Here is an 18,832-nt window from a genome sequence, read left to right as displayed (position 1 = left end):
ATTAGCAATCGAGAATATAAAAAAACCGCTGTTAGCTATGCTGACAGCGGTTTTATATTGACACTATTGAACGCTTACGCGTCTGACAATTTTAGTCTTGTGATGCGGGTCTCGTAGCCGGTGCCCCGGAACGAGTTGATGCAGCCACCATAGCAGCTGATCTTCCAGAAGCATTTACAGACGGTCGTGCATCATCACTTAGCGAACCAATGTTTAACGTGTTGAACTCATGCTCAACACTGGCTGGCGTAGCCATTGGGTGTGAAGCACGTGCCTTAGTATCGCTAGCGCTAACCTGAGTTGATTTTGCCACCGCTTTTTTCGCTTTTGGCTTATTCGTAGGTTTAGATTTCTCTTCACGCTTTTCTGGAGCTGACGGTGTCGTTTTCACAATGACTTCATCTGCTTCAGGGGCAATTGCAACCGCGTCTACTTCGGGTGCTGCAGTTTCAACCTTTGCGTATTCAACAGGTGCGTTACTTTCCACGCTAGTATCGTTTGCGATGACAGGTTGCTCATCAATAGATTGAACTGCCGTGACCTCAGGCGCTTCAGCGACTTCTTCACCTTTGGAAATAGTGTCCTCTGGTTGAGTTAACAAGTCGCCTTGAGCCGGTGCTTGTTGAGTCACATCAGCACTGATAGCAACCTCAGAAACTGTGTCCGTTACAGGCACAGCATTTTCTTTGATGGCTTGTTCAGTTTGCACTGGCGCTGCTTCAGCCTGTGGTGCATCAAATTGTAACTCATCTTGCTTAGCGCTTTGCTCGTTATCGGTCACCTGTGTTGCCTGAGCTTCCTCATCTTTACGACGCTTTTGGCCTGCAGCACGAATGTGACGAGGTGAACGACGACTGCGTGTACGCTGAGTCGAGTTTTCACCTTTATCGTTACCGGTGTTATCCATTGACTCTGGTTTAGCTGGGTCTTCATGGGTCTCGTGAGAAGACTCTTGAGCGCGCTTCTCTTCCGCCTTCATCTTAGACTTTTTCGGTGATTCAATATCTTGTGCAGATACGGCAACAGGAGCCTGAGTTTCCGCGGTAGCAGGAGTGTCCTGTGTAGCGGTTTGCTCAATGACTGCGGCAACTTTGCTGTCGACTTCAACGGCAGCTTGAGCGTTATGATTGTTGGTCGCAGCGATATCAGCATTGTTAGTGTGAGTTTTAGCCTTAGCTGTTTGCTCTTTACTATCATCTACACGCACGCTACGTCTGTTATCACGACGTTTACGACGCTCAGCAACCTTGTGCTCTTTTACTTCTTTTTGAGGAGCTGCTGGCTTTTGATCTTTCTTTTGCTCAGTGGTGGTGTTAGTTGCCTCTTTTGGCGACTTGTTATCATTTCGAGGTTTACGAGTATCATTGCGACGAGGCTTACGATTATTCGGCTTTTCATTGCCATCGCGGTTGTCTGAACGATTGTCGTCCTTGCTTGAAGAGCGGTTGTCATCGCGATTATCTGAACGATTGTCACCTTGCTTACTGCGGCGAGGATTGTTTCTATTGCGACGTTGTTGCGGCTTACGCTGAGGTTTAACTTCAGGCTCTGGCTCAGGTTGTGGCGCTGGCGCGAATAACGACTTCAACCAACTAGCAATTTTTGAGAGCAACGACACGCTTTCAACATCAGCCTTTTTGGGTGTTTCAGGTTGAACAGCTGCAGCCTTAGCAGGCGAGACGAAGCTCTGTAGCATAGGTTGTTCCTTAACAGGTGTGGCCGTTACGGCTTTATCTGCTTCGGTATCTTCGTTTTTCATTAACTCAACGTTATAGCTCATGTCATGAATAGCATCATCAGGGCGACGACGAGCAACGTTGTAGTGAGGGGTTTCCATGTTCGGATTTGGAATAATGACCAATTGCACTTTATGACGTTTTTCAACGCCAGCAACCGCGCCACGTTTTTCATTCAACAGGTAAGTGGCCACATTAACAGGTAACTGGGCTTCGATTTGCCCTGTGTTGTCCTTAATGCTTTCCTCTTCCATGATACGCAGTACTGATAATGCTAACGATTCAGTCCCACGCACGGTACCGTGACCACTACAACGTGGGCACACATTGTGGGCAGAGTCCCCTAGTGATGGGCGTAAGCGTTGACGTGACATTTCAAGTAAACCGAAACGAGAAATGCGACCCAATTGCACTCGAGCACGGTCGTGTCTTACCGCGTCTTTCATGCGGTTTTCCACTTCACGTTGGTGACGTACAGGCGTCATGTCAATAAAGTCAATGACCACCAAACCACCTAAATCACGCAAACGTAACTGACGGGCAATTTCATCAGCGGCTTCAAGGTTGGTATTAAATGCAGTCTCTTCGATATCACTGCCTTTGGTAGCGCGGGCAGAGTTAATATCAATTGAGGTAAGGGCTTCGGTTGGGTCAATTACGATTGAGCCACCTGATGGCAAGCGCACTTCACGCTGAAAAGCAGATTCAATTTGGCTTTCAATTTGATAATGGCTGAATAAAGGCACATCACCACGATATAGCTTCACACGATTCGCGAAATCAGGGCGAACCAACTCGATGTGCTTCATGGCTTGCTCGTAAATACTGGTTTTATCAATCAGTATTTCGCCAATATCACGACGCAGGTAGTCGCGAATTGCGCGTACAATAACATTGCTTTCTTGGTGAATTAGGAAAGGAGCAGGGCGAGAATCCGCCGCTTCAGAAATAGCGGTCCAATGGGTTAATAAAACACTCAAATCCCATTGTAATTCTTCAGCTGATTTACCAACACCAGCGGTACGAACAATTAAACCCATTCCATCAGGTAACGTAAGGTTGCTTAGGGCTTGTTTAAGATCCGTACGTTCATCACCTTCGATGCGACGAGAGATACCACCGGCTCTTGGGTTATTAGGCATCAATACTAGGTAGCTACCTGCCAAACTGATAAAAGTGGTTAACGCAGCGCCTTTCTGGCCGCGCTCTTCTTTATCGATTTGAATAATAACTTCCTGGCCTTCTTTGATGACGTCTTTAATATTCGGACGGCCTTCAAATTTATAACCTTGAGGAAAATAGGTGCGGGCGATTTCTTTAAGAGGTAGGAACCCGTGACGCTCTGCGCCGTAATCCACGAAAGCTGCTTCTAGACTAGGCTCTACGCGGGTAATTGTACCTTTATATATATTGGCTTTTTTCTGTTCGTGACCAGGGCTTTCAATGTCTAAATCGTAAAGCTTTTGACCATCGACGAGGGCAACACGCAATTCTTCTTGCTGCGTTGCATTGATTAACATTCTTTTCATTCTTATTGACTCGGTGGTGTACCGATCGCCACGGATGAAAGACATGCGTTGAGTTTCGACAATTTTCTGTCATGCAGCCTCGCGGCTGTATCTAACTAATTTTAAGTTTCTGCCTAAGTACCTTATGCGTTATTTAACGCATATATGTATTAAATACTTCCCATTTGGGTGTCAGTTTCGGCATTTCCTGACTTATATAAATTCGTTTCTTAAAACGGTTAATACTCGGTGGTTATGCGTTGAAAAAAATGGGCATAACAAACCCAGTATGTTGTCAATTCAATTACATTCTTTACATCGGCCGCGATCAAATAGTTATTTATCATCGCTGATGTCTTGGTTCTGTTTTATCTAATCCACGAAAAGTTACTCACTTCGCGATTGATAGGGCAGTATTTAACGACTTATTTGTATCGCACTGCTACCAGAACGGATTATTACATCTGTTTGTCTTGTTCGGCGTGTGCCTATAGCAAGACTGGCGCATTATCACATTAAAATCTAAACGCTGGCAAGCGAATAAAGTGCTGGTCATACATGGGGGGCTTCCAGTTATAATACTCTAATGATCACAGATACTACATTTCAGAAAGTCCAGTTTATCGATATCGAGCCCGACCTAGAGGGTCAGCGCATCGATAATTTTTTACGTACCTTACTCAAAGGGGTACCTAAGAGCCTTATTTATCGCATCGTGCGTAAGGGCGAAATTAGGGTTAATAAAAAGCGCGTTAAGCCTGAATATAAGCTTCAAGCCCATGACCAATTACGCATTCCGCCCATACGTGTGTCTGAGCCCAATGAGGCGCCTTCCACTAAATTGGACAAAGTGGCTTCCCTTGAGTCTCATATTTTGTTCGAAGATGATTTACTTATCGTGTTAAACAAACCGTCAGGAATGGCAGTGCATGGAGGCAGTGGTTTGAGCTTCGGGGTGATTGAAGCGCTTCGTGCATTGCGCCCTCAAGCGCGATTCTTAGAATTAGTTCATCGTTTAGACCGAGACACATCAGGTTGTTTAGTGATTGCTAAGAAACGCTCAGCACTTAAAAACTTGCATGAGCAACTTCGTGATAAAAAAATGGATAAGCGCTATCAAGCATTAGTAGTAGGTGAGTGGCCCGAAAATCGTTATAAAGTCAATGCACCATTGTTAAAAAACATTCTTAAATCGGGTGAACGTTTAGTGTCGGTAGATACTGAAGGTAAACCGTCTGAAACACGTTTTCGAGTGCTCGATAGATTTGTAGGCGCCACACTTGTTGAAGCCTCACCTATTACAGGCCGTACCCACCAAATACGTGTGCATTGCTTGCATGCAGGTCATCCCATTGCTTGCGATGACAAATATGGTGATGCAGAGTTTACTGGGCTGATGAATCAAAAAGGGTTGAAGCGTTTATTCTTGCATGCGTACTCCTTAGCGTTTATTCACCCTAAGACTGAAGACAGAGTCAGTTTTCAAGCCCCACTCGATAAGCAATTAAACAGAGCGTTAAGCGTGTTGGAAATGCGTAGTTAAAAACAAAGACAAGATGTCTATTTTAGAATTAAAAAAAGGGTTTAGTTTTACATGAAAATACTCGTTACCGGTGGAGCCGGCTTTATCGGCAGTGCTGTCGTCAGGCATCTATTAGCCAACACGCAAGACAGTGTGATTAATGTTGATGTATTGACGTACGCAGGAAACACAGAGTCCATTCCCCAAGAATTACACAGCGACAGATATCGTTTTGAGCAAGTAGATATTTGTGATGCAGCAGAAATTAAACGTGTATTCAATATACACCAACCTGATGCGGTGATGCATTTAGCAGCCGAATCACACGTTGACCGCTCTATTGATGGGCCGGGTGCCTTTATTCAAACCAATGTGGTCGGCACTTATACACTATTAGACGCCGCTCGCGCGTATTGGCAGGATTTGCCAGAAGAGCGCAAAGGGCAGTTTATTTTTCATCATATTTCTACCGATGAAGTCTATGGAGACTTACCTCACCCGGACGAAGTCTCTGGAGGCGGTGAATTGCCTTTATTTACAGAAAACACCCCCTATGCACCCAGCTCTCCTTATTCGGCAAGTAAAGCGAGTTCAGATCATTTGGTCAGAAGCTGGCAGCGCACTTATGGTTTACCGACGGTAATCACAAATTGCTCTAATAATTACGGCCCTTATCATTTTCCCGAAAAGTTAGTCCCACATGTCATTCTAAATGCGCTGGCCGGTAAACCTCTACCTGTATATGGTGATGGCAGTCAAATTCGTGACTGGTTGTTTGTTGAAGATCACGCCCGTGCGTTATGTCTAGTGGTTAAATCTGGGAGAGTAGGAGAGACGTTCAATATAGGCGGCCATAATGAAAAGCGTAATTTAGATGTAGTACGTACTATTTGTGCGTTGCTTGATGAGTTAGCCCCGCAACAAAGAGCAGCAGATATTTCAGCCTACGCTGATTTAATTACATTTGTGAAAGACCGGCCAGGGCACGATGCTCGTTATGCCATCGATGCGAGTCATATTCAAAAAGCGTTAGGGTGGAAACCAGAAGAAGACTTCGTATCAGGTATGCGAAAGACGGTGCAATGGTATCTTTCCAATGAATCATGGTGGCAGCGAGTGTTATCAGGGAAGTATAAACTAGGCCGTTTAGGCGAAGGGGAGTAAACATGGCTAATCACATTCCTAAATATAAAGGTATCATTTTGGCTGGGGGCTCAGGCTCCCGCTTACATCCCATTACGCAAGGGACATCAAAGCAGCTAATGCCTATTTATGACAAGCCAATGATTTACTATCCTCTTTCGGTATTAATGCTCGCAGGTATTCGGGAAGTAATGATCATCACCACTCCCGAAGATAAAGCAAACTTTCAACGTTTGTTAGGAGATGGCAGTCGCTATGGCGTTGAAATCGAATATGCCGTGCAGCCGAGTCCAGATGGCCTTGCTCAAGCATTTATTATTGCAGAGGATTTTATCGGAGATGCGAATGTCAGTTTAGTATTGGGGGATAACATTTTTTATGGTCAGCATTTCTCTGATAAGTTGAAAGACGCCACCCAAGTGACAAAAGGGGCCACCGTATTTGGTTATCACGTCACTGACCCAGAACGCTTTGGTGTGGTTGAATTTGATAAAGATAAAAAAGCCATCAGTATTGAAGAGAAGCCCCTAGCGCCAAAATCACAATATGCAGTAACAGGTTTGTATTTTTATGACAATGATGTCATCCAAATTGCAAAAAATATCAAACCGTCTGTGCGTGGTGAATTGGAAATCACCGATGTGAATTTAGCGTACCTTGAAAGAGGGGATTTACACGTGTCGTTATTGGGTCGTGGTTTCGCTTGGCTTGATACAGGTACCCACGACTCGCTCCTTGACGCTGGGCAGTTCGTACAAACCGTTGAGCACCGCCAAGGCTTGAAAGTGGCGTGTTTAGAAGAAATTGCCTATCGCAATAAATGGATAGACAAAGCGCAGTTGACGGAACAAGGCAACAGTTTGGCCAAAACAGGTTACGGCCAATATTTGCTCAAAGTCGCAAATGGTTACGAGTAATCCCAATTAATTTTCTGAGTTTATAATATGCAAATCACCCAAACACCACTCAATGACGTTCTCATATTCGAGCCAAAAGTATTTGGCGATGAGCGAGGTTTCTTTATGGAGACCTTCCGCGCGGACTTATTCACCGAGGCAACAGGTGTTAAAGCACTGGTGCAAGATAATCACAGTAAATCCCGCCAAGGTATATTACGCGGCTTACATTATCAGTTAGAGCACACCCAAGGTAAGTTAGTACGAGTTACCCAAGGCAGTGTATATGATGTGGTCGTAGATTTACGCCAATCCTCTTCCACTTTTGGTCAATCATATGGTATCGAATTGTCAGCGCAGAATAATAAACAACTGTGGGTCCCAGCGGGCTTTGCCCATGGTTTTTATGTCACCAGCGAAACAGCTGAGTTTGTATATAAATGCAGTGATTACTATCACCCACAATCTGAAGTGTCTATTTTGTGGAATGATCCTGCCCTTAGCATCCAGTGGCCATTAGTGAACGGAGAAGCGCCAGCATTATCAGAAAAAGATAAAGTGGGTTGTTTATTCAACGATGCCCCAAAATTTGCTTAACAGTGCGCTGATGCACATTTAATCTAAATTTAGATACGGAAATATTGTGAAAGTACTTATCACTGGAAAAAAGGGTCAACTAGGGTGGGAGCTTTCTAACCGCGCTCCCGAACCTACTGTTGAGGTGTTCGCTTTTGATAGCGCAGAGCTCGATATAACTGATGCTAAAAAAGTTGCTGAAATTTTTGCATCTATTCAACCTAACGTGGTTATTAATTGCGCAGCTTATACCGCAGTGGATAAAGCGGAGACAGATGAAGCCACCGCCTTCTTAGTAAATGAAGAAGGTGCTAAGAATATCGCTAACGGCTGTAAAGAAGTCGGTGCAAGGTTGTTACACATATCAACTGATTTTGTTTTTGATGGAACTAAGTGTTCACCTTATATTGTATCTGATAGACCTAACCCGCTTGGAGTGTATGGCGCGTCAAAATTAGCAGGTGAGTTAGCCATTCAAAACATGCTGCCTGAGGCGATTATTGTGCGAACGGCCTGGGTATATTCTAGCCATGGTAATAACTTCGTTAAAACCATGCTGCGGTTAATGCAAGAGAAACCCCAGCTAGGTATTGTCTCAGACCAAATTGGTACACCCACTTACGCTGCTGGGCTAGCTGATTGGCTTTGGGCGGTGGTCGACAAGCCTGATATTAAAGGCATGTACCATTGGACAGATGCAGGCGTGGCCAGTTGGTATGACTTTGCTATCGCTATCCAAGAGCTAGGACTAGAAAAGGGACTGTTGCATAAAGCGATCCCAGTGCAGCCAATCTATGCGGCCCAGTACCCGACGCCGGCTAAACGGCCCGCATTTTCTGTTATCGACAAAACCGCGGCAGAACAGGATTCAGGTGTCCAAACTGTCCACTGGCGCAAGCAATTATCTAATATGCTCGATAATCTTTAGGTAAACAGATATCCATTTGGTATTTGAGAAACGTCGCTCAACAGCATAGTTGAACGATGTTTCATCTACTGCATATGCTCAAATACATCAATTTCAAACTTTTTTAGCATCGCCACTAGTGCAATTAGAGGAAGACCAATAAGGGTATTAGGGTCGCGACCGTCTAATGATGAAAATAACGCTATCCCCAAACCTTCGCTTTTAAAGCTACCAGCACAATCATATGGCTCTTCAAGTTCAAGATATCGTCTAATTTGTTTAGCACTAAGTGATTTAAATATTACATCAATCGTTTCAACAATCGTTTCCTGACGCTGTGTTTTACTATCAAGTAAGGACAACCCGGTAAAAAAAGTAACAGTTTTTCCGCTTAGCTGTGTAAGTTGGTCAAATGCCTTGAGCTTATTACCAGGTTTACCGAGAATAACACCGTCAACACAAGCGACTTGATCAGAGCCTATAATAAGCCCCTTTTGAGTTACCCCTACAGATATTGCCTTTTCTGCTGCTAATCGCGCCACTAAAGTGTTGGCAGACTCATTATTCATCGGCGTTTCATCCACGCTGGGTGAGGCACATGAAAAGGGGATACACAGCTTTTCAAGAATATTTTTTCGATATGGGGAGGTTGAAGCAAGAATTAGTTTCATCAATTTGACGACCTGTATTATTATTGACGGCCGACATAAAAGCATAAATTGCTTAATTTACATAGGACTTAAGATTATATTTTCTTTGACTAAACCCTTTTCAGCCTTTATGATGCGCGCGCTATGCAGAAAGTAAAATTACCTAAACAACTCGACCCAATCAAAAGTGCAACAAAACGCTCTGAATATCAGGGGGTAATGTTAACGGCTGATATGCCGAGATTGCTAAGTACAGTTGCTGGCGTAGACGACGAAGTTGATATCGAAGTGAAGTTTTTAAAAGACGAGCAGGGTCTTTCATACTTCGAAGGTCAAATTCGTTGTGAAACATCACTTGTCTGTCAAAGATGTAATGGTGTTTTTACTCATCCTTTAGACGTGTCGTTTTGTTTCAGTCCTGTGCAGGGACTTGATGATGAAAAGGCCGATGAGTTACCGGATATTTACGACCCGGTAGAGGTCAATGACCACGGAGAAGTCAATTTACTTCAAATTTTTGAAGACGAAATGATCATCTCTTTGCCAATTGTCGCCCTTCATGCAGAGGAGGATTGTGACATAAAAGCAGAGGACATGACGTTCGGAAAAATTGAACCGGTCGATGAACGTCCAAACCCGTTCGCGGTTTTGAAAGAACTTAAGCGAGACTAGGAGCAAACTAATGGCAGTACAAAAGAATCGTAAAACTCGTTCTAAGCGTGGCATGCGTCGTTCGCATGATGCGTTGGGAACTGCGACTATGTCTGTAGATTCAACATCAGGTGAGACGCACGTTCGTCATCACGTTACAGCTGATGGTTACTACAAAGGCAAAAAAGTTCTCTCATTATAATTTGAGATAGCTTTGCGTCATCTAACCTTAGCGTTAGATATTATGGGGGGCGACAACGGCCCCCATATTATTCTATCTGCAGCTTTAAAAGCACTGAATGAATTCCCCCACCTAAATTTAATTTTTTGCGGAGACGAAGATGTTATTACATCTTGGTTAAACCAGCACTCCTCTTCCTTATCCAATCGATATTCAATAGTTCATTGCAACCAACAGGTTTTGATGGATGACAACCCTGTTAAAGCGCTTCGTCATAAAAAAGACTCGTCTATGGCCTGTGCTATTAAGCACGTTCACAATGAGCAAGCGGATGCATGTGTAAGTGCGGGTAATACAGGCGCTTTGCTGGCAATGGCATGCTCTCAACTGAAAACTCTCTCTGGTGTTAACCGTCCTGCTTTGGTATCAAGCTTACCCACTGCTAAAGGTCGTAAAGTCTATCTTTTGGATTTAGGCGCGACGGTACAAAGCGACGCACAAACATTGCTACAAAATGCTGTGATGGGATCTGTATTAGCTGAGCAAATTGCAGGAATTGAACGCCCGAGAGTGGCTATTTTAAACGTGGGTGAGGAGCAAATCAAAGGCCCTGCGAATATCAAAGAGGCGAGTCAATTATTAGCCGCCAGCGACCACTTAAACTATATTGGGTTCGTTGAAGGTGACGATATATTTAACGATATTGCCGATGTCATTGTCACCGACGGCTTCTCAGGAAACATCGCTTTAAAATCCTGCGAAGGACTGGTTAAGTTATTGATAGAGCAAGTAAAGCGTGATGCTAAGCGAAATATATTGAGTAAAATCATGGCAAAACTGGCCATGCCCCTATTACGTCGTCTCTATTTGCGAGTGAACCCCGACCAGTATAACGGTGCGAGTCTGATAGGATTGCGCGGAATTGTGGTCAAAAGCCACGGAAATGCCTCGGATGAGGCTTTTTTGTATGCGATCCGCGAAGCGGTTCAAGAAGCCGAAAGGCAAGTTCCCACAAAAATTAAAGATAAGATTGAAAACCTCTTGATGGAGCGATCGTAATAAATGAATTCTAGAATAATTGGTACTGGTAGTTATTATCCAAGCGACGTGCGCACGAACGCCGACTTATCCCTCATGGTGGATACGTCAGACGAATGGATAACAGATCGCACTGGTATCAAAGAGCGCCGCATTATCGGGGAGCATGAAACCGCTGCCACTATGGGCTTTGAGGCAAGTAAAAAAGCACTGGAAGCAGCCGGTATAGACGCCAAGTCATTAGACATGATTGTATGTGCCACAACCAGCGGACGTTACTCGCTACCCAGTACAGCCTGTGAGATCCAAAAAGCGTTAGACGTCGATGGCATTCCTGCATTTGACGTAGCAGCTGCTTGCGCCGGTTATTGCTATGCATTAAGCGTGGCTGATCAGTACATTAAATCAGGCATGGCAAAACGCATTTTGGTCGTAGGAACTGATTGCCTAAGTCGCATGATCAGCCCAGAAGACCGCACTATGGTAATTTTATTTGGTGACGCTGCAGGTGCAACAATTATTGAAGCGAGCGAAGAGCCTGGCATATTATCCACCCATATCCATGCTGCAGGGTCATACGGTGATTTATTGGCCATTGGTAACCCAACTCGTGGGGATGAATCATCCATCCACGAAAACTGGGGCTCTATGAAAGGCAATGAAGTATTCCGCGTTGCTGTGACAAAGTTAAGTGAAATCGTTGAAGAAACCTTAGCCGCCAATAATATGCAGAAATCTGATTTAGATTGGCTCGTTCCTCACCAGGCTAACTTCCGAATAATTAAAGCCACGGCGAAAAAATTAGATATGTCGCTTGATCAAGTGGTTATAACACTTGAGCGCTACGGTAATACGTCAGCGGCGACGGTGCCAACGGCGTTAGATGAAGCAATTCGAGATGGGCGTATCAAGAGAGGGCAAAACCTCCTATTAGAAGCCTTTGGTGGTGGTTTCGCCTGGGCATCTGCTTTAGTGCGATATTAAAGACCAGCATCATTAATATGGTGGTAACGATTATTTTAGTGATCAAATGAAAGGAAGTTTTATGTCAAAACGCGCGTGGGTGTTCCCAGGTCAGGGTTCACAAACAGTGGGCATGTTGAAAGACTTAGCGGCTCATCATCCGCTAGTAGAAGAAACATTTAGCCGGGCAAGCAAGGTCTTAGGTTACGACCTTTGGGACGTAGTGCAAAACGACAGTGGGCAAACATTAGGACAAACGCAGGTGACACAGCCTGCGTTGTTAGCTGCTAGTTTCGCTATATTCCAAGTTTTAAAAGCACAAAGCGCTAATTTACCGCACTATCTTGCAGGTCATAGCTTGGGAGAATACTCAGCCCTTGTGTGTGCTGGTGTTCTATCATTTGAAGATGGCGTCAAATTAGTAGAAGCGCGCGGCCAGTTTATGCAGCAGGCTGTCCCTGAAGGGGTAGGAGCGATGTATGCGATCATTGGTCTTGATGATGCGAAAGTCATTCAAGCATGCGAACAAGCGCAAAACGAAACACAGCAAATCGTATCTGCAGTAAACTTTAATTCACCAGGCCAAGTCGTTATTGCAGGCAATGCAGAAGCTGCTGAAAAATCAGCTGAGCTGTGCAAAGAAGCGGGCGCTAAACGCGCTCTACCTCTAGCAGTAAGTGTGCCTTCTCACTGTGCTTTGATGAAACCCGCTGCAGATAAACTTGCTGAGCTATTTGAAACTATTGAGTTTAAAACCCCTTCTATAGGGGTGGTAAACAATGTTGATGTCGCGATTGAATCTAATGTAGAAGATATTAAATCTGCACTTTTGCGCCAGTTATATAGCCCTGTGCGTTGGACTGAAACCATTCAAAAGCTGTCCGCTTTGGGTGTAAGCCAGATTCATGAAATTGGCCCAGGTAAGGTGTTAACTGGCTTGATAAAACGCATAGATAAATCATTGAGCTGTGATGCGGTAAACAACGCAGAAACAGTATCGACAATTCAATAATATAGAGAATATATATGTCTGGATTAGACGGAAAAATAGCACTTGTAACGGGCGCTAGTCGCGGTATCGGTAAAGCGATCGCTGAACAATTAGTCAACGATGGAGCGACGGTCATTGGTACAGCTACATCTGAAGCTGGCGCTAACGCTATCAGTGAGTATTTGGCGGACAATGGTAAAGGCATGGTACTCAACGTATCAGAGCCAGAATCGATGACTCGCTTGTTAGCTGACATCGCTGAACAATTTGGTGTGATCGATATTTTGGTCAATAATGCCGGTATCACCCGGGATAACCTGCTCATGCGAATGAAAGATGAAGAATGGCAAGATATCATTAATACCAACCTCACATCCGTGTTTAACATGTCTAAAGCAGTTTTACGTGGCATGATGAAAAAACGTTGTGGTAGAATCATCAATATTGGTTCTGTTGTTGGCAGTTCAGGTAATGCAGGTCAAGCAAACTATGCTGCAGCGAAAGCTGGCGTTATAGGTTTTACTAAATCAATGGCACGTGAAGTCGCTTCTCGTGGAATTACAGTCAATGTAGTTGCTCCAGGTTTCATTGATACTGATATGACCAAGGCACTGAACGACGACCAACGTGAGGCCATTTTTAAAGATATTCCAGCAAATCGTTTAGGCTCTGTTCAAGAAGTTGCCTCAGCGGTTGGCTTTTTAGCTAGTAATAGCGCCGCATACATAACAGGGGAAACCTTGCATGTAAACGGTGGAATGTATATGGGGTAGTATGTTTATTTAATAACCTAGGTTATTAAAACATTGCTTGCCTGTTAATTTTTTGTTGATTATTATATAGTTTTTAGTGGTTCGACCAGTAAAAAACTTCAATGTCTTGCTTGCAAGGCGGTGGGTTGGTGAATACACTACTCGAAATTTATATCTAGCGACTTTTAAGGGAAAACTAGAATTATGAGTGACATCGAAGAACGCGTTAAAAAAATCATTATTGAACAACTTGGTGTTAAAGAAGAAGAAGTAAAATCAGAAGCCTCGTTTGTTGATGATTTAGGTGCGGATTCTCTAGACACAGTTGAATTGGTTATGGCTTTAGAAGAGGAATTTGATACTGAAATTCCTGATGAAGAAGCAGAAAAAATTACAACAGTTCAATCTGCTATTGACTACGTTAACGCTCACAAAGACGCGTAAACAGTTTTTAAAAACGGCTCTTCCTGAGCCGTTTCTCTTATCTAACACACCAAATTTATATTACGTTCGGAGGCCAAAGTGGCTAAACGTCGGGTTGTAGTAACCGGTCTTGGCGTACTCTCTCCTGTGGGCAATGATTATGCTTCCACGTGGCAGAATATCGTCGGCGGTAAAAGTGGCATAGGCCCTATCACGGTTTTTGATGCATCTGAATACACCACGCATTTCGCAGGGGAAGTGAAAGACTTCAACGTTGAAGATTACATCGCCAAGAAAGAAACCAAAAAAATGGACAAGTTTATCCAGTTTGGTATTGCAGCTGGAAAGCAAGCCTTAGTGGACTCAGGTTTAGCCATTACTGAAAAGAATGCATCTCGAGTTGGCGTAGCCATTGGGTCAGGTATTGGCGGTTTAAGTTTGATTGAAGAAAATCATACTAAATTAGTTAACTCTGGGCCTAAGCGTATCTCGCCCTTTTTCGTTCCTGCTACTATCACCAATATGATTTCAGGCTTCCTGTCCATCATGGAAGGTTTAAAAGGCCCTAATTTAAATATTGTGACTGCCTGTACTACAGGTGTTCATAATATGGGGATCGCTGCACGTACCATTGCTTACGGCGATGCTGATGCGATGTTAGCTGGCGGTGCGGAAGCGTCTATTTGCCCATTGGGCTTAGGTGGCTTTGCGGCTGCTAGAGCGTTATCAACTCGCAACGATAACCCACAAATAGCCAGCCGTCCGTGGGACAAAGACCGAGACGGCTTTGTTATGGGCGAGGGTGCCGGTGTCGTTATGCTAGAAGAGTATGAGTCAGCTAAAGCTCGCGGCGCAAAAATTTATGCAGAGCTCGTTGGTTTCGGCATGAGTGGCGATGCTCATCACATGACATCACCGCCTGAAAATGGTGAAGGTGCAGCCGCTGCAATGCACAATGCACTCAATGACGCCTCAGTGAATGCGCATCAAGTAGGCTATATCAACGCTCATGGTACATCTACACCGGCGGGTGATGTGGCGGAAGTTGCTGCAGTGAAGACTATTTTTCAGGACAGCGCCAAAAAGGTACTTGTTAGTTCAACAAAATCCATGACCGGCCATTTATTAGGTGCCGCTGGTGCAGTTGAGGCTATCTTCACTATCTTAGCGTTGAAAGACCAAATAGCCCCACCGACTATTAATTTAGATAATCCAGGTGAAGGGTGCGATCTTGACTTTGTTGCACACGAAGCCCGCTCTATCAAAATGGAGTACGGCTTGTGTAATTCATTTGGATTTGGCGGTACTAACGGTTCGTTGCTATTTAAAAAAGTGTAATTTATCACGCACGAATAGTATCTAAACGAAGCCTGTAATATCATTGCTATTACAGGCTTTTTTGCATCAGATTACTCTCTTTATTCTAAGACATGATTTTTTCAAAGACTCACATATGATTGTAAATGGTTCATCCGCGACACAACTCGCTATCACAGATAGAGCGACCCAATATGGCGATGGGTGCTTCACCACCATGTTAGTTAGAGACGGAAAGGTCGAGTACTGGGATGCGCACCTAACACGCTTACAATCAACCTGTGAACGTTTGTTAATTTCTTCGATAAATTGGGATGAGTTAGCGCTACATGTCTCAGCTCTGGCAGAACAAAAAACGCTTGGTGTGTTGAAAGTGTTAATTTCACGAGGCTCCGGTGGACGTGGTTATAGCCCTGAGGGGGCGAATACCCCTGTTTACATCGTTAGTCAACATCCATTTCCTGCTCACTACCAAGACTGGCAGCAAAAGGGTATCGAACTTAATGTCAGCAGTATTACCTTGGCCAAGCAGCCATTACTTGCGGGTTTGAAACATTTAAACCGCTTAGAGCAAGTATTGATAAAGCATGAATTAGCTAATGATGCCTTTCATGATTGCTTGGTTCTCGATACTGATGATGTGATTGTTGAAACCTCGGTGGGAAACATATTTTGGTATTGCGAAAATGCTTGGCATACACCTTCGCTTAATTTTAGTGGCGTCGAAGGCGTTATGCGTAACCAAGTAATGGCATACTTATTGGCTAATCAAGTACCCATCCATCAGTGTAGAGAAGGACTCAATAGCATACAATCTGCCTCAGAGGTTTTCGTGTGCAATAGCCTGATGGGCATTGTCCCGGTATCAGCAATTGAGTTTAGTGATGGTCACAGGGCATATTTTTTAAATGAGAAAACACGCGATTTACAAAACGGAGTAATGAATTATTAGTATTAAAGAACAAGGAACGAAGACTTGAGAATCAACGTAATCAAAGTGTCCTCGTTATTGGTGACTCTAGTGATTGTTACGTTAATGACAGGCTTGCATTATCTAAAGCAACAAGCAGAAAGACCATTAACGCTTAATGAGCCACTTTTACTTACTGTCGAGAAAGGGCAATTCTCTAACAGCATTTTAAAGCAGCTGAAAGAACAATCACTGATTGATGACACCCTCGGTCTTAAAGTGATGCTCAAAGTAATGCCGGAGATCGCTAATGTAAAAGCAGGCACTTACGAAATCGAGCCAGGCATGAACGGTATCGATGTTTTCCAACTTATTGCCAGTGGTAAGGAGAAGCAATTCGCCCTTACATTGGTAGAAGGCCTTAGGTGGCAAGATTGGGAAAAGCAGCTTACGAGTCATCCCTACGTTAAGGTGGGTGATGACTTTAGCGAAAATGTAAAAAGCTTTAGCCACGACATTGAAGGCCAATCTCTAGAGGGATGGCTGATGCCGGACACCTATCATTTTGTGGCAGGCACCAGTGCATTTACCATCGTAAAATGGGCATACAGCGCAATGCAAAAGGAACTCGCACTGCAATGGCAACATCGCGACCAGAATGTGCCTTATGCAACGCCTTACGAAGCGCTTATTATGGCGTCCATTATTGAAAAAGAAACCGCATTAGGCGAAGAGCGAAGTCGTATAGCAGGCGTATTTGTTAATCGCCTGCGGTTAAATATGCGTTTACAAACCGATCCGACTGTTATTTATGGCATTGAAGATTTCGACGGTAATATCAGGCGTAAAGACTTAAGACAAGCTACGCCTTATAATACCTACCTGATTAAAGGTTTAACACCAACCCCCATCGCCATGCCCAGTAAGCTAGCGATAAATGCAGCCCTCAACCCGTTGGCCACTGACGAGCTGTATTTTGTGTCTAAAGGGGATGGCAGTCATCACTTTTCAGAAACGTTACAAGAACATAATCGTGCCGTACGGCAGTACCAATTAAATCGTTAATTTGGTTAACGCAGGCTACTTAAGAACACCCTACAAACACGCACAGTGAGCATAAAGGAAATGAAGTTTGATACACCCAGGTAAATTTATTGTCATTGAAGGATTAGAAGGAGCGGGCAAAAGCACCGCTGTCAGTATCGTGAAATCCTGCATAGAGCAAGCTGGGCATAGTTTAACCTGCACTCGTGAGCCAGGTGGAACGGCTATGGCTGAGGCCATTCGTGAATGTGTTAAAAAAGATTGGCCAAACGAAACGGTAACCACAGAAGCTGAACTGTTACTTATGTATGCTGCCCGCGCTCAGCTGCTGCACAATGTTATTCACCCTGCATTAACGTCAGGATCTTGGGTGCTGGGCGATCGACATGATATGTCATCCCAAGCCTATCAAGGCGGAGGGCGTGAAATACCCCAAACATTGATTCAACCTCTGCGTGATATTACCTTGAAGGGGTTCGTGCCTGACTTCACCTTATACTTAGATGTTGAACCAAGTATAGGCTTAGCACGTGCACGAGGCCGTGGTGAGTTGGATCGCATAGAACAGCTTGATATATCCTTTTTTGAGCGTACCCGTGCACGTTATCTCAGCTTGGCTGAGCAAGATGAGAACTGTGTTGTCATAGATACAATGCAGTCAATCGAGCAAGTGCACCACGATATTCAACACGCCATGCAACAGTTTTTGGCGGTGTAAAGTGTATTCTTGGTTACACGCTTCTTTACAGCAATTGTCCCAGCGCGCGGCGACGTTGTCGTTGCATCATGCGTTATTGCTAAAAGGTGAAAAAGGCATAGGTAAAACGGAATTTGCACAACAGCTAGGGCGGTTTTTACTGTGTGCGAATAAACCTGCTCTCTCGAAAGATAACTTAGGTCCTTGTGGTCACTGCCAGTCGTGCTTATTGTCAGCGGCTGGGAATCATCCAGATTTATACGAAATTCGTTCTGACAAGCAAATTGGTGTCGATGCTATTCGCGACGCAATTAAAAAGCTTTCAGGCTCGGCTCAACTGTCAGGCGCTAAAGTGCTGCTTATTCATGACGCACACACTATGACAGAGTCTAGTGCCAACGCATTATTAAAAACCCTAGAAGAGCCTACAAACAACACATTCTTGCTCTTATTAAGCAGTCACCCTGAGCGCTTACTACCGACCATTTTAAGTCGCTGCGAAAAGGTAGCGTTATTCAGTCCCACTCAACAAGAGTGTATTGATTGGTTGAATAAGGAAGGTTATGCAAATGTTGATGACGCTTTGTTGCGTTTATACGGTACGTCTCCTTTAGTACTGATTGAGCACTTAAAAACACCGCCCAAAGTCAATTATCAAGAACTAGTTGAAAATCTAGGTTATTTGAAGGTGGGTACGGCGGACCCAGCCGCGCTGGCAACGAAATGGCAAGACGAAGCCATTACAATTGTAAAGTGGTTACAGGTATGGCTTGTAAACCAACTTAAAACTGGCCAGCCCAACACCGAACACTTATGGCAGATGCACGCGCGATGCGTCAACGCTAACGAGCAATTACGTAACCCAGGCGTTAATAAAACCCTGGTGCTTGTCAACATTTTACAGTCGATGGCATTAAAGGCCTGAAA

19 protein-coding genes are annotated in these 18,832 nt (G+C 44.2%); 17 read left to right on the top strand and 2 right to left on the bottom strand.

Annotated features, from left to right (window positions below; genetic code table 11):
• Positions 1 to 91: 91 nt before the first annotated feature.
• Positions 92 to 3,256 carry a ribonuclease E gene (rne, locus tag AC0L6N_RS08695; RefSeq protein WP_473481292.1) on the bottom strand — a complete coding sequence of 1,055 codons (3,165 nt, stop codon included), beginning with the start codon at positions 3,254 to 3,256 and terminating at the stop codon, positions 92 to 94.
• 574 nt (positions 3,257 to 3,830) lie between these two features.
• Here rne and rluC point away from each other — a divergent pair.
• From rluC to rfbD, 5 genes are read left to right on the top strand one after another with little or no spacing between them, the layout of a single operon-like run.
• Complete coding sequence (gene rluC / locus AC0L6N_RS08690; RefSeq protein ID WP_473480541.1) at positions 3,831 to 4,787, top strand: 23S rRNA pseudouridine(955/2504/2580) synthase RluC; 957 nt, start codon at positions 3,831 to 3,833, stop codon at positions 4,785 to 4,787.
• Positions 4,788 to 4,838: 51 nt separating this feature from the next.
• A complete protein-coding gene (rfbB, locus tag AC0L6N_RS08685; RefSeq protein WP_473480539.1) occupies positions 4,839 to 5,930 on the top strand; it encodes a dTDP-glucose 4,6-dehydratase in 1,092 nt (363 codons plus the stop codon).
• A gap of 2 nt (positions 5,931 to 5,932) precedes the next feature.
• Positions 5,933 to 6,826 (top strand): glucose-1-phosphate thymidylyltransferase RfbA, encoded by an 894-nt coding sequence (gene rfbA, locus AC0L6N_RS08680; RefSeq protein WP_473480537.1) that lies wholly within the window; start codon positions 5,933 to 5,935, stop codon positions 6,824 to 6,826.
• A gap of 27 nt (positions 6,827 to 6,853) precedes the next feature.
• Positions 6,854 to 7,402: a dTDP-4-dehydrorhamnose 3,5-epimerase gene (gene rfbC / locus AC0L6N_RS08675; RefSeq protein WP_473480535.1), complete on the top strand. Its 549-nt coding sequence runs from the start codon at positions 6,854 to 6,856 to the stop codon at positions 7,400 to 7,402.
• 46 nt (positions 7,403 to 7,448) lie between these two features.
• Positions 7,449 to 8,309, top strand: coding sequence for a dTDP-4-dehydrorhamnose reductase (gene rfbD / locus AC0L6N_RS08670; protein ID WP_473480533.1), 861 nt, complete (start codon positions 7,449 to 7,451; stop codon positions 8,307 to 8,309).
• 65 nt (positions 8,310 to 8,374) lie between these two features.
• Here rfbD and AC0L6N_RS08665 read toward each other — a convergent pair whose 3' ends face one another.
• Positions 8,375 to 8,959, bottom strand: a complete 585-nt coding sequence (locus AC0L6N_RS08665; protein ID WP_473480531.1) for a Maf family protein — start codon at positions 8,957 to 8,959, stop codon at positions 8,375 to 8,377.
• A gap of 123 nt (positions 8,960 to 9,082) precedes the next feature.
• Here AC0L6N_RS08665 and yceD point away from each other — a divergent pair, with 123 nt between their 5' ends.
• The 12 genes from yceD to holB all read left to right on the top strand — a co-directional run bounded on the left by yceD (position 9,083) and on the right by holB (position 18,830).
• Positions 9,083 to 9,610 (top strand): 23S rRNA accumulation protein YceD, encoded by a 528-nt coding sequence (gene yceD / locus AC0L6N_RS08660; protein WP_006993865.1) that lies wholly within the window; start codon positions 9,083 to 9,085, stop codon positions 9,608 to 9,610.
• Between the two features lie 10 nt (positions 9,611 to 9,620).
• Positions 9,621 to 9,791: a 50S ribosomal protein L32 gene (rpmF, locus tag AC0L6N_RS08655; RefSeq protein ID WP_011574931.1), complete on the top strand. Its 171-nt coding sequence runs from the start codon at positions 9,621 to 9,623 to the stop codon at positions 9,789 to 9,791.
• A gap of 12 nt (positions 9,792 to 9,803) precedes the next feature.
• Entirely contained in the window at positions 9,804 to 10,829 is a 1,026-nt protein-coding gene (gene plsX / locus AC0L6N_RS08650; protein WP_473480529.1) for a phosphate acyltransferase PlsX, read from the top strand.
• A gap of 3 nt (positions 10,830 to 10,832) precedes the next feature.
• The gene (locus tag AC0L6N_RS08645; protein ID WP_011574929.1) at positions 10,833 to 11,792 is read left to right on the top strand and encodes a beta-ketoacyl-ACP synthase III; all 960 of its coding nucleotides are present in this window, start codon (positions 10,833 to 10,835) and stop codon (positions 11,790 to 11,792) included.
• Positions 11,793 to 11,853: 61 nt separating this feature from the next.
• Positions 11,854 to 12,783, top strand: coding sequence for an ACP S-malonyltransferase (fabD, locus tag AC0L6N_RS08640; RefSeq protein WP_473480527.1), 930 nt, complete (start codon positions 11,854 to 11,856; stop codon positions 12,781 to 12,783).
• Positions 12,784 to 12,797: 14 nt separating this feature from the next.
• The gene (gene fabG / locus AC0L6N_RS08635) at positions 12,798 to 13,535 is read left to right on the top strand and encodes a 3-oxoacyl-ACP reductase FabG (protein ID WP_011574927.1); all 738 of its coding nucleotides are present in this window, start codon (positions 12,798 to 12,800) and stop codon (positions 13,533 to 13,535) included.
• A 183-nt stretch (positions 13,536 to 13,718) separates the two neighbouring features.
• Positions 13,719 to 13,958 (top strand): acyl carrier protein, encoded by a 240-nt coding sequence (gene acpP / locus AC0L6N_RS08630; RefSeq protein WP_006993870.1) that lies wholly within the window; start codon positions 13,719 to 13,721, stop codon positions 13,956 to 13,958.
• Between the two features lie 78 nt (positions 13,959 to 14,036).
• On the top strand, positions 14,037 to 15,275 hold the full coding sequence (gene fabF, locus AC0L6N_RS08625; protein ID WP_473480525.1) for a beta-ketoacyl-ACP synthase II: 1,239 nt from the start codon (positions 14,037 to 14,039) through the stop codon (positions 15,273 to 15,275).
• Positions 15,276 to 15,390: 115 nt separating this feature from the next.
• Entirely contained in the window at positions 15,391 to 16,206 is an 816-nt protein-coding gene (gene pabC, locus AC0L6N_RS08620) for an aminodeoxychorismate lyase (RefSeq protein WP_473480522.1), read from the top strand.
• An 84-nt stretch (positions 16,207 to 16,290) separates the two neighbouring features.
• On the top strand, positions 16,291 to 17,229 hold the full coding sequence (gene mltG, locus AC0L6N_RS08615; RefSeq protein ID WP_473481290.1) for an endolytic transglycosylase MltG: 939 nt from the start codon (positions 16,291 to 16,293) through the stop codon (positions 17,227 to 17,229).
• A gap of 67 nt (positions 17,230 to 17,296) precedes the next feature.
• Complete coding sequence (gene tmk / locus AC0L6N_RS08610; protein ID WP_011574923.1) at positions 17,297 to 17,926, top strand: dTMP kinase; 630 nt, start codon at positions 17,297 to 17,299, stop codon at positions 17,924 to 17,926.
• 1 nt (position 17,927) lies between these two features.
• The gene (gene holB / locus AC0L6N_RS08605; protein ID WP_473480520.1) at positions 17,928 to 18,830 is read left to right on the top strand and encodes a DNA polymerase III subunit delta'; all 903 of its coding nucleotides are present in this window, start codon (positions 17,928 to 17,930) and stop codon (positions 18,828 to 18,830) included.
• Positions 18,831 to 18,832 lie beyond the last annotated feature (2 nt).

This window comes from Paraglaciecola sp. G1-13 (genome assembly GCF_055809255.1).
Note: the sequence above shows the minus strand (reverse complement) of the source record. Positions and strands in the feature narration are given on the sequence as shown.

Bases quoted from the DNA above. Each gene is read 5' to 3' on its own strand.
- rne (WP_473481292.1), bottom strand. From the start codon at position 3,256: ATGTTAATCAATGCAACGCAGCAAGAAGAATTGCGTGTTGCCCTCGTC.
- rluC (WP_473480541.1), top strand. From the start codon at position 3,831: ATGATCACAGATACTACATTTCAGAAAGTCCAGTTTATCGATATCGAG.
- rfbB (WP_473480539.1), top strand. From the start codon at position 4,839: ATGAAAATACTCGTTACCGGTGGAGCCGGCTTTATCGGCAGTGCTGTC.
- rfbA (WP_473480537.1), top strand. From the start codon at position 5,933: ATGGCTAATCACATTCCTAAATATAAAGGTATCATTTTGGCTGGGGGC.
- rfbC (WP_473480535.1), top strand. From the start codon at position 6,854: ATGCAAATCACCCAAACACCACTCAATGACGTTCTCATATTCGAGCCA.
- AC0L6N_RS08665 (WP_473480531.1), bottom strand. From the start codon at position 8,959: ATGAAACTAATTCTTGCTTCAACCTCCCCATATCGAAAAAATATTCTT.
- yceD (WP_006993865.1), top strand. From the start codon at position 9,083: ATGCAGAAAGTAAAATTACCTAAACAACTCGACCCAATCAAAAGTGCA.
- rpmF (WP_011574931.1), top strand. From the start codon at position 9,621: ATGGCAGTACAAAAGAATCGTAAAACTCGTTCTAAGCGTGGCATGCGT.
- AC0L6N_RS08645 (WP_011574929.1), top strand. From the start codon at position 10,833: ATGAATTCTAGAATAATTGGTACTGGTAGTTATTATCCAAGCGACGTG.
- fabD (WP_473480527.1), top strand. From the start codon at position 11,854: ATGTCAAAACGCGCGTGGGTGTTCCCAGGTCAGGGTTCACAAACAGTG.
- fabG (WP_011574927.1), top strand. From the start codon at position 12,798: ATGTCTGGATTAGACGGAAAAATAGCACTTGTAACGGGCGCTAGTCGC.
- acpP (WP_006993870.1), top strand. From the start codon at position 13,719: ATGAGTGACATCGAAGAACGCGTTAAAAAAATCATTATTGAACAACTT.
- pabC (WP_473480522.1), top strand. From the start codon at position 15,391: ATGATTGTAAATGGTTCATCCGCGACACAACTCGCTATCACAGATAGA.
- mltG (WP_473481290.1), top strand. From the start codon at position 16,291: ATGACAGGCTTGCATTATCTAAAGCAACAAGCAGAAAGACCATTAACG.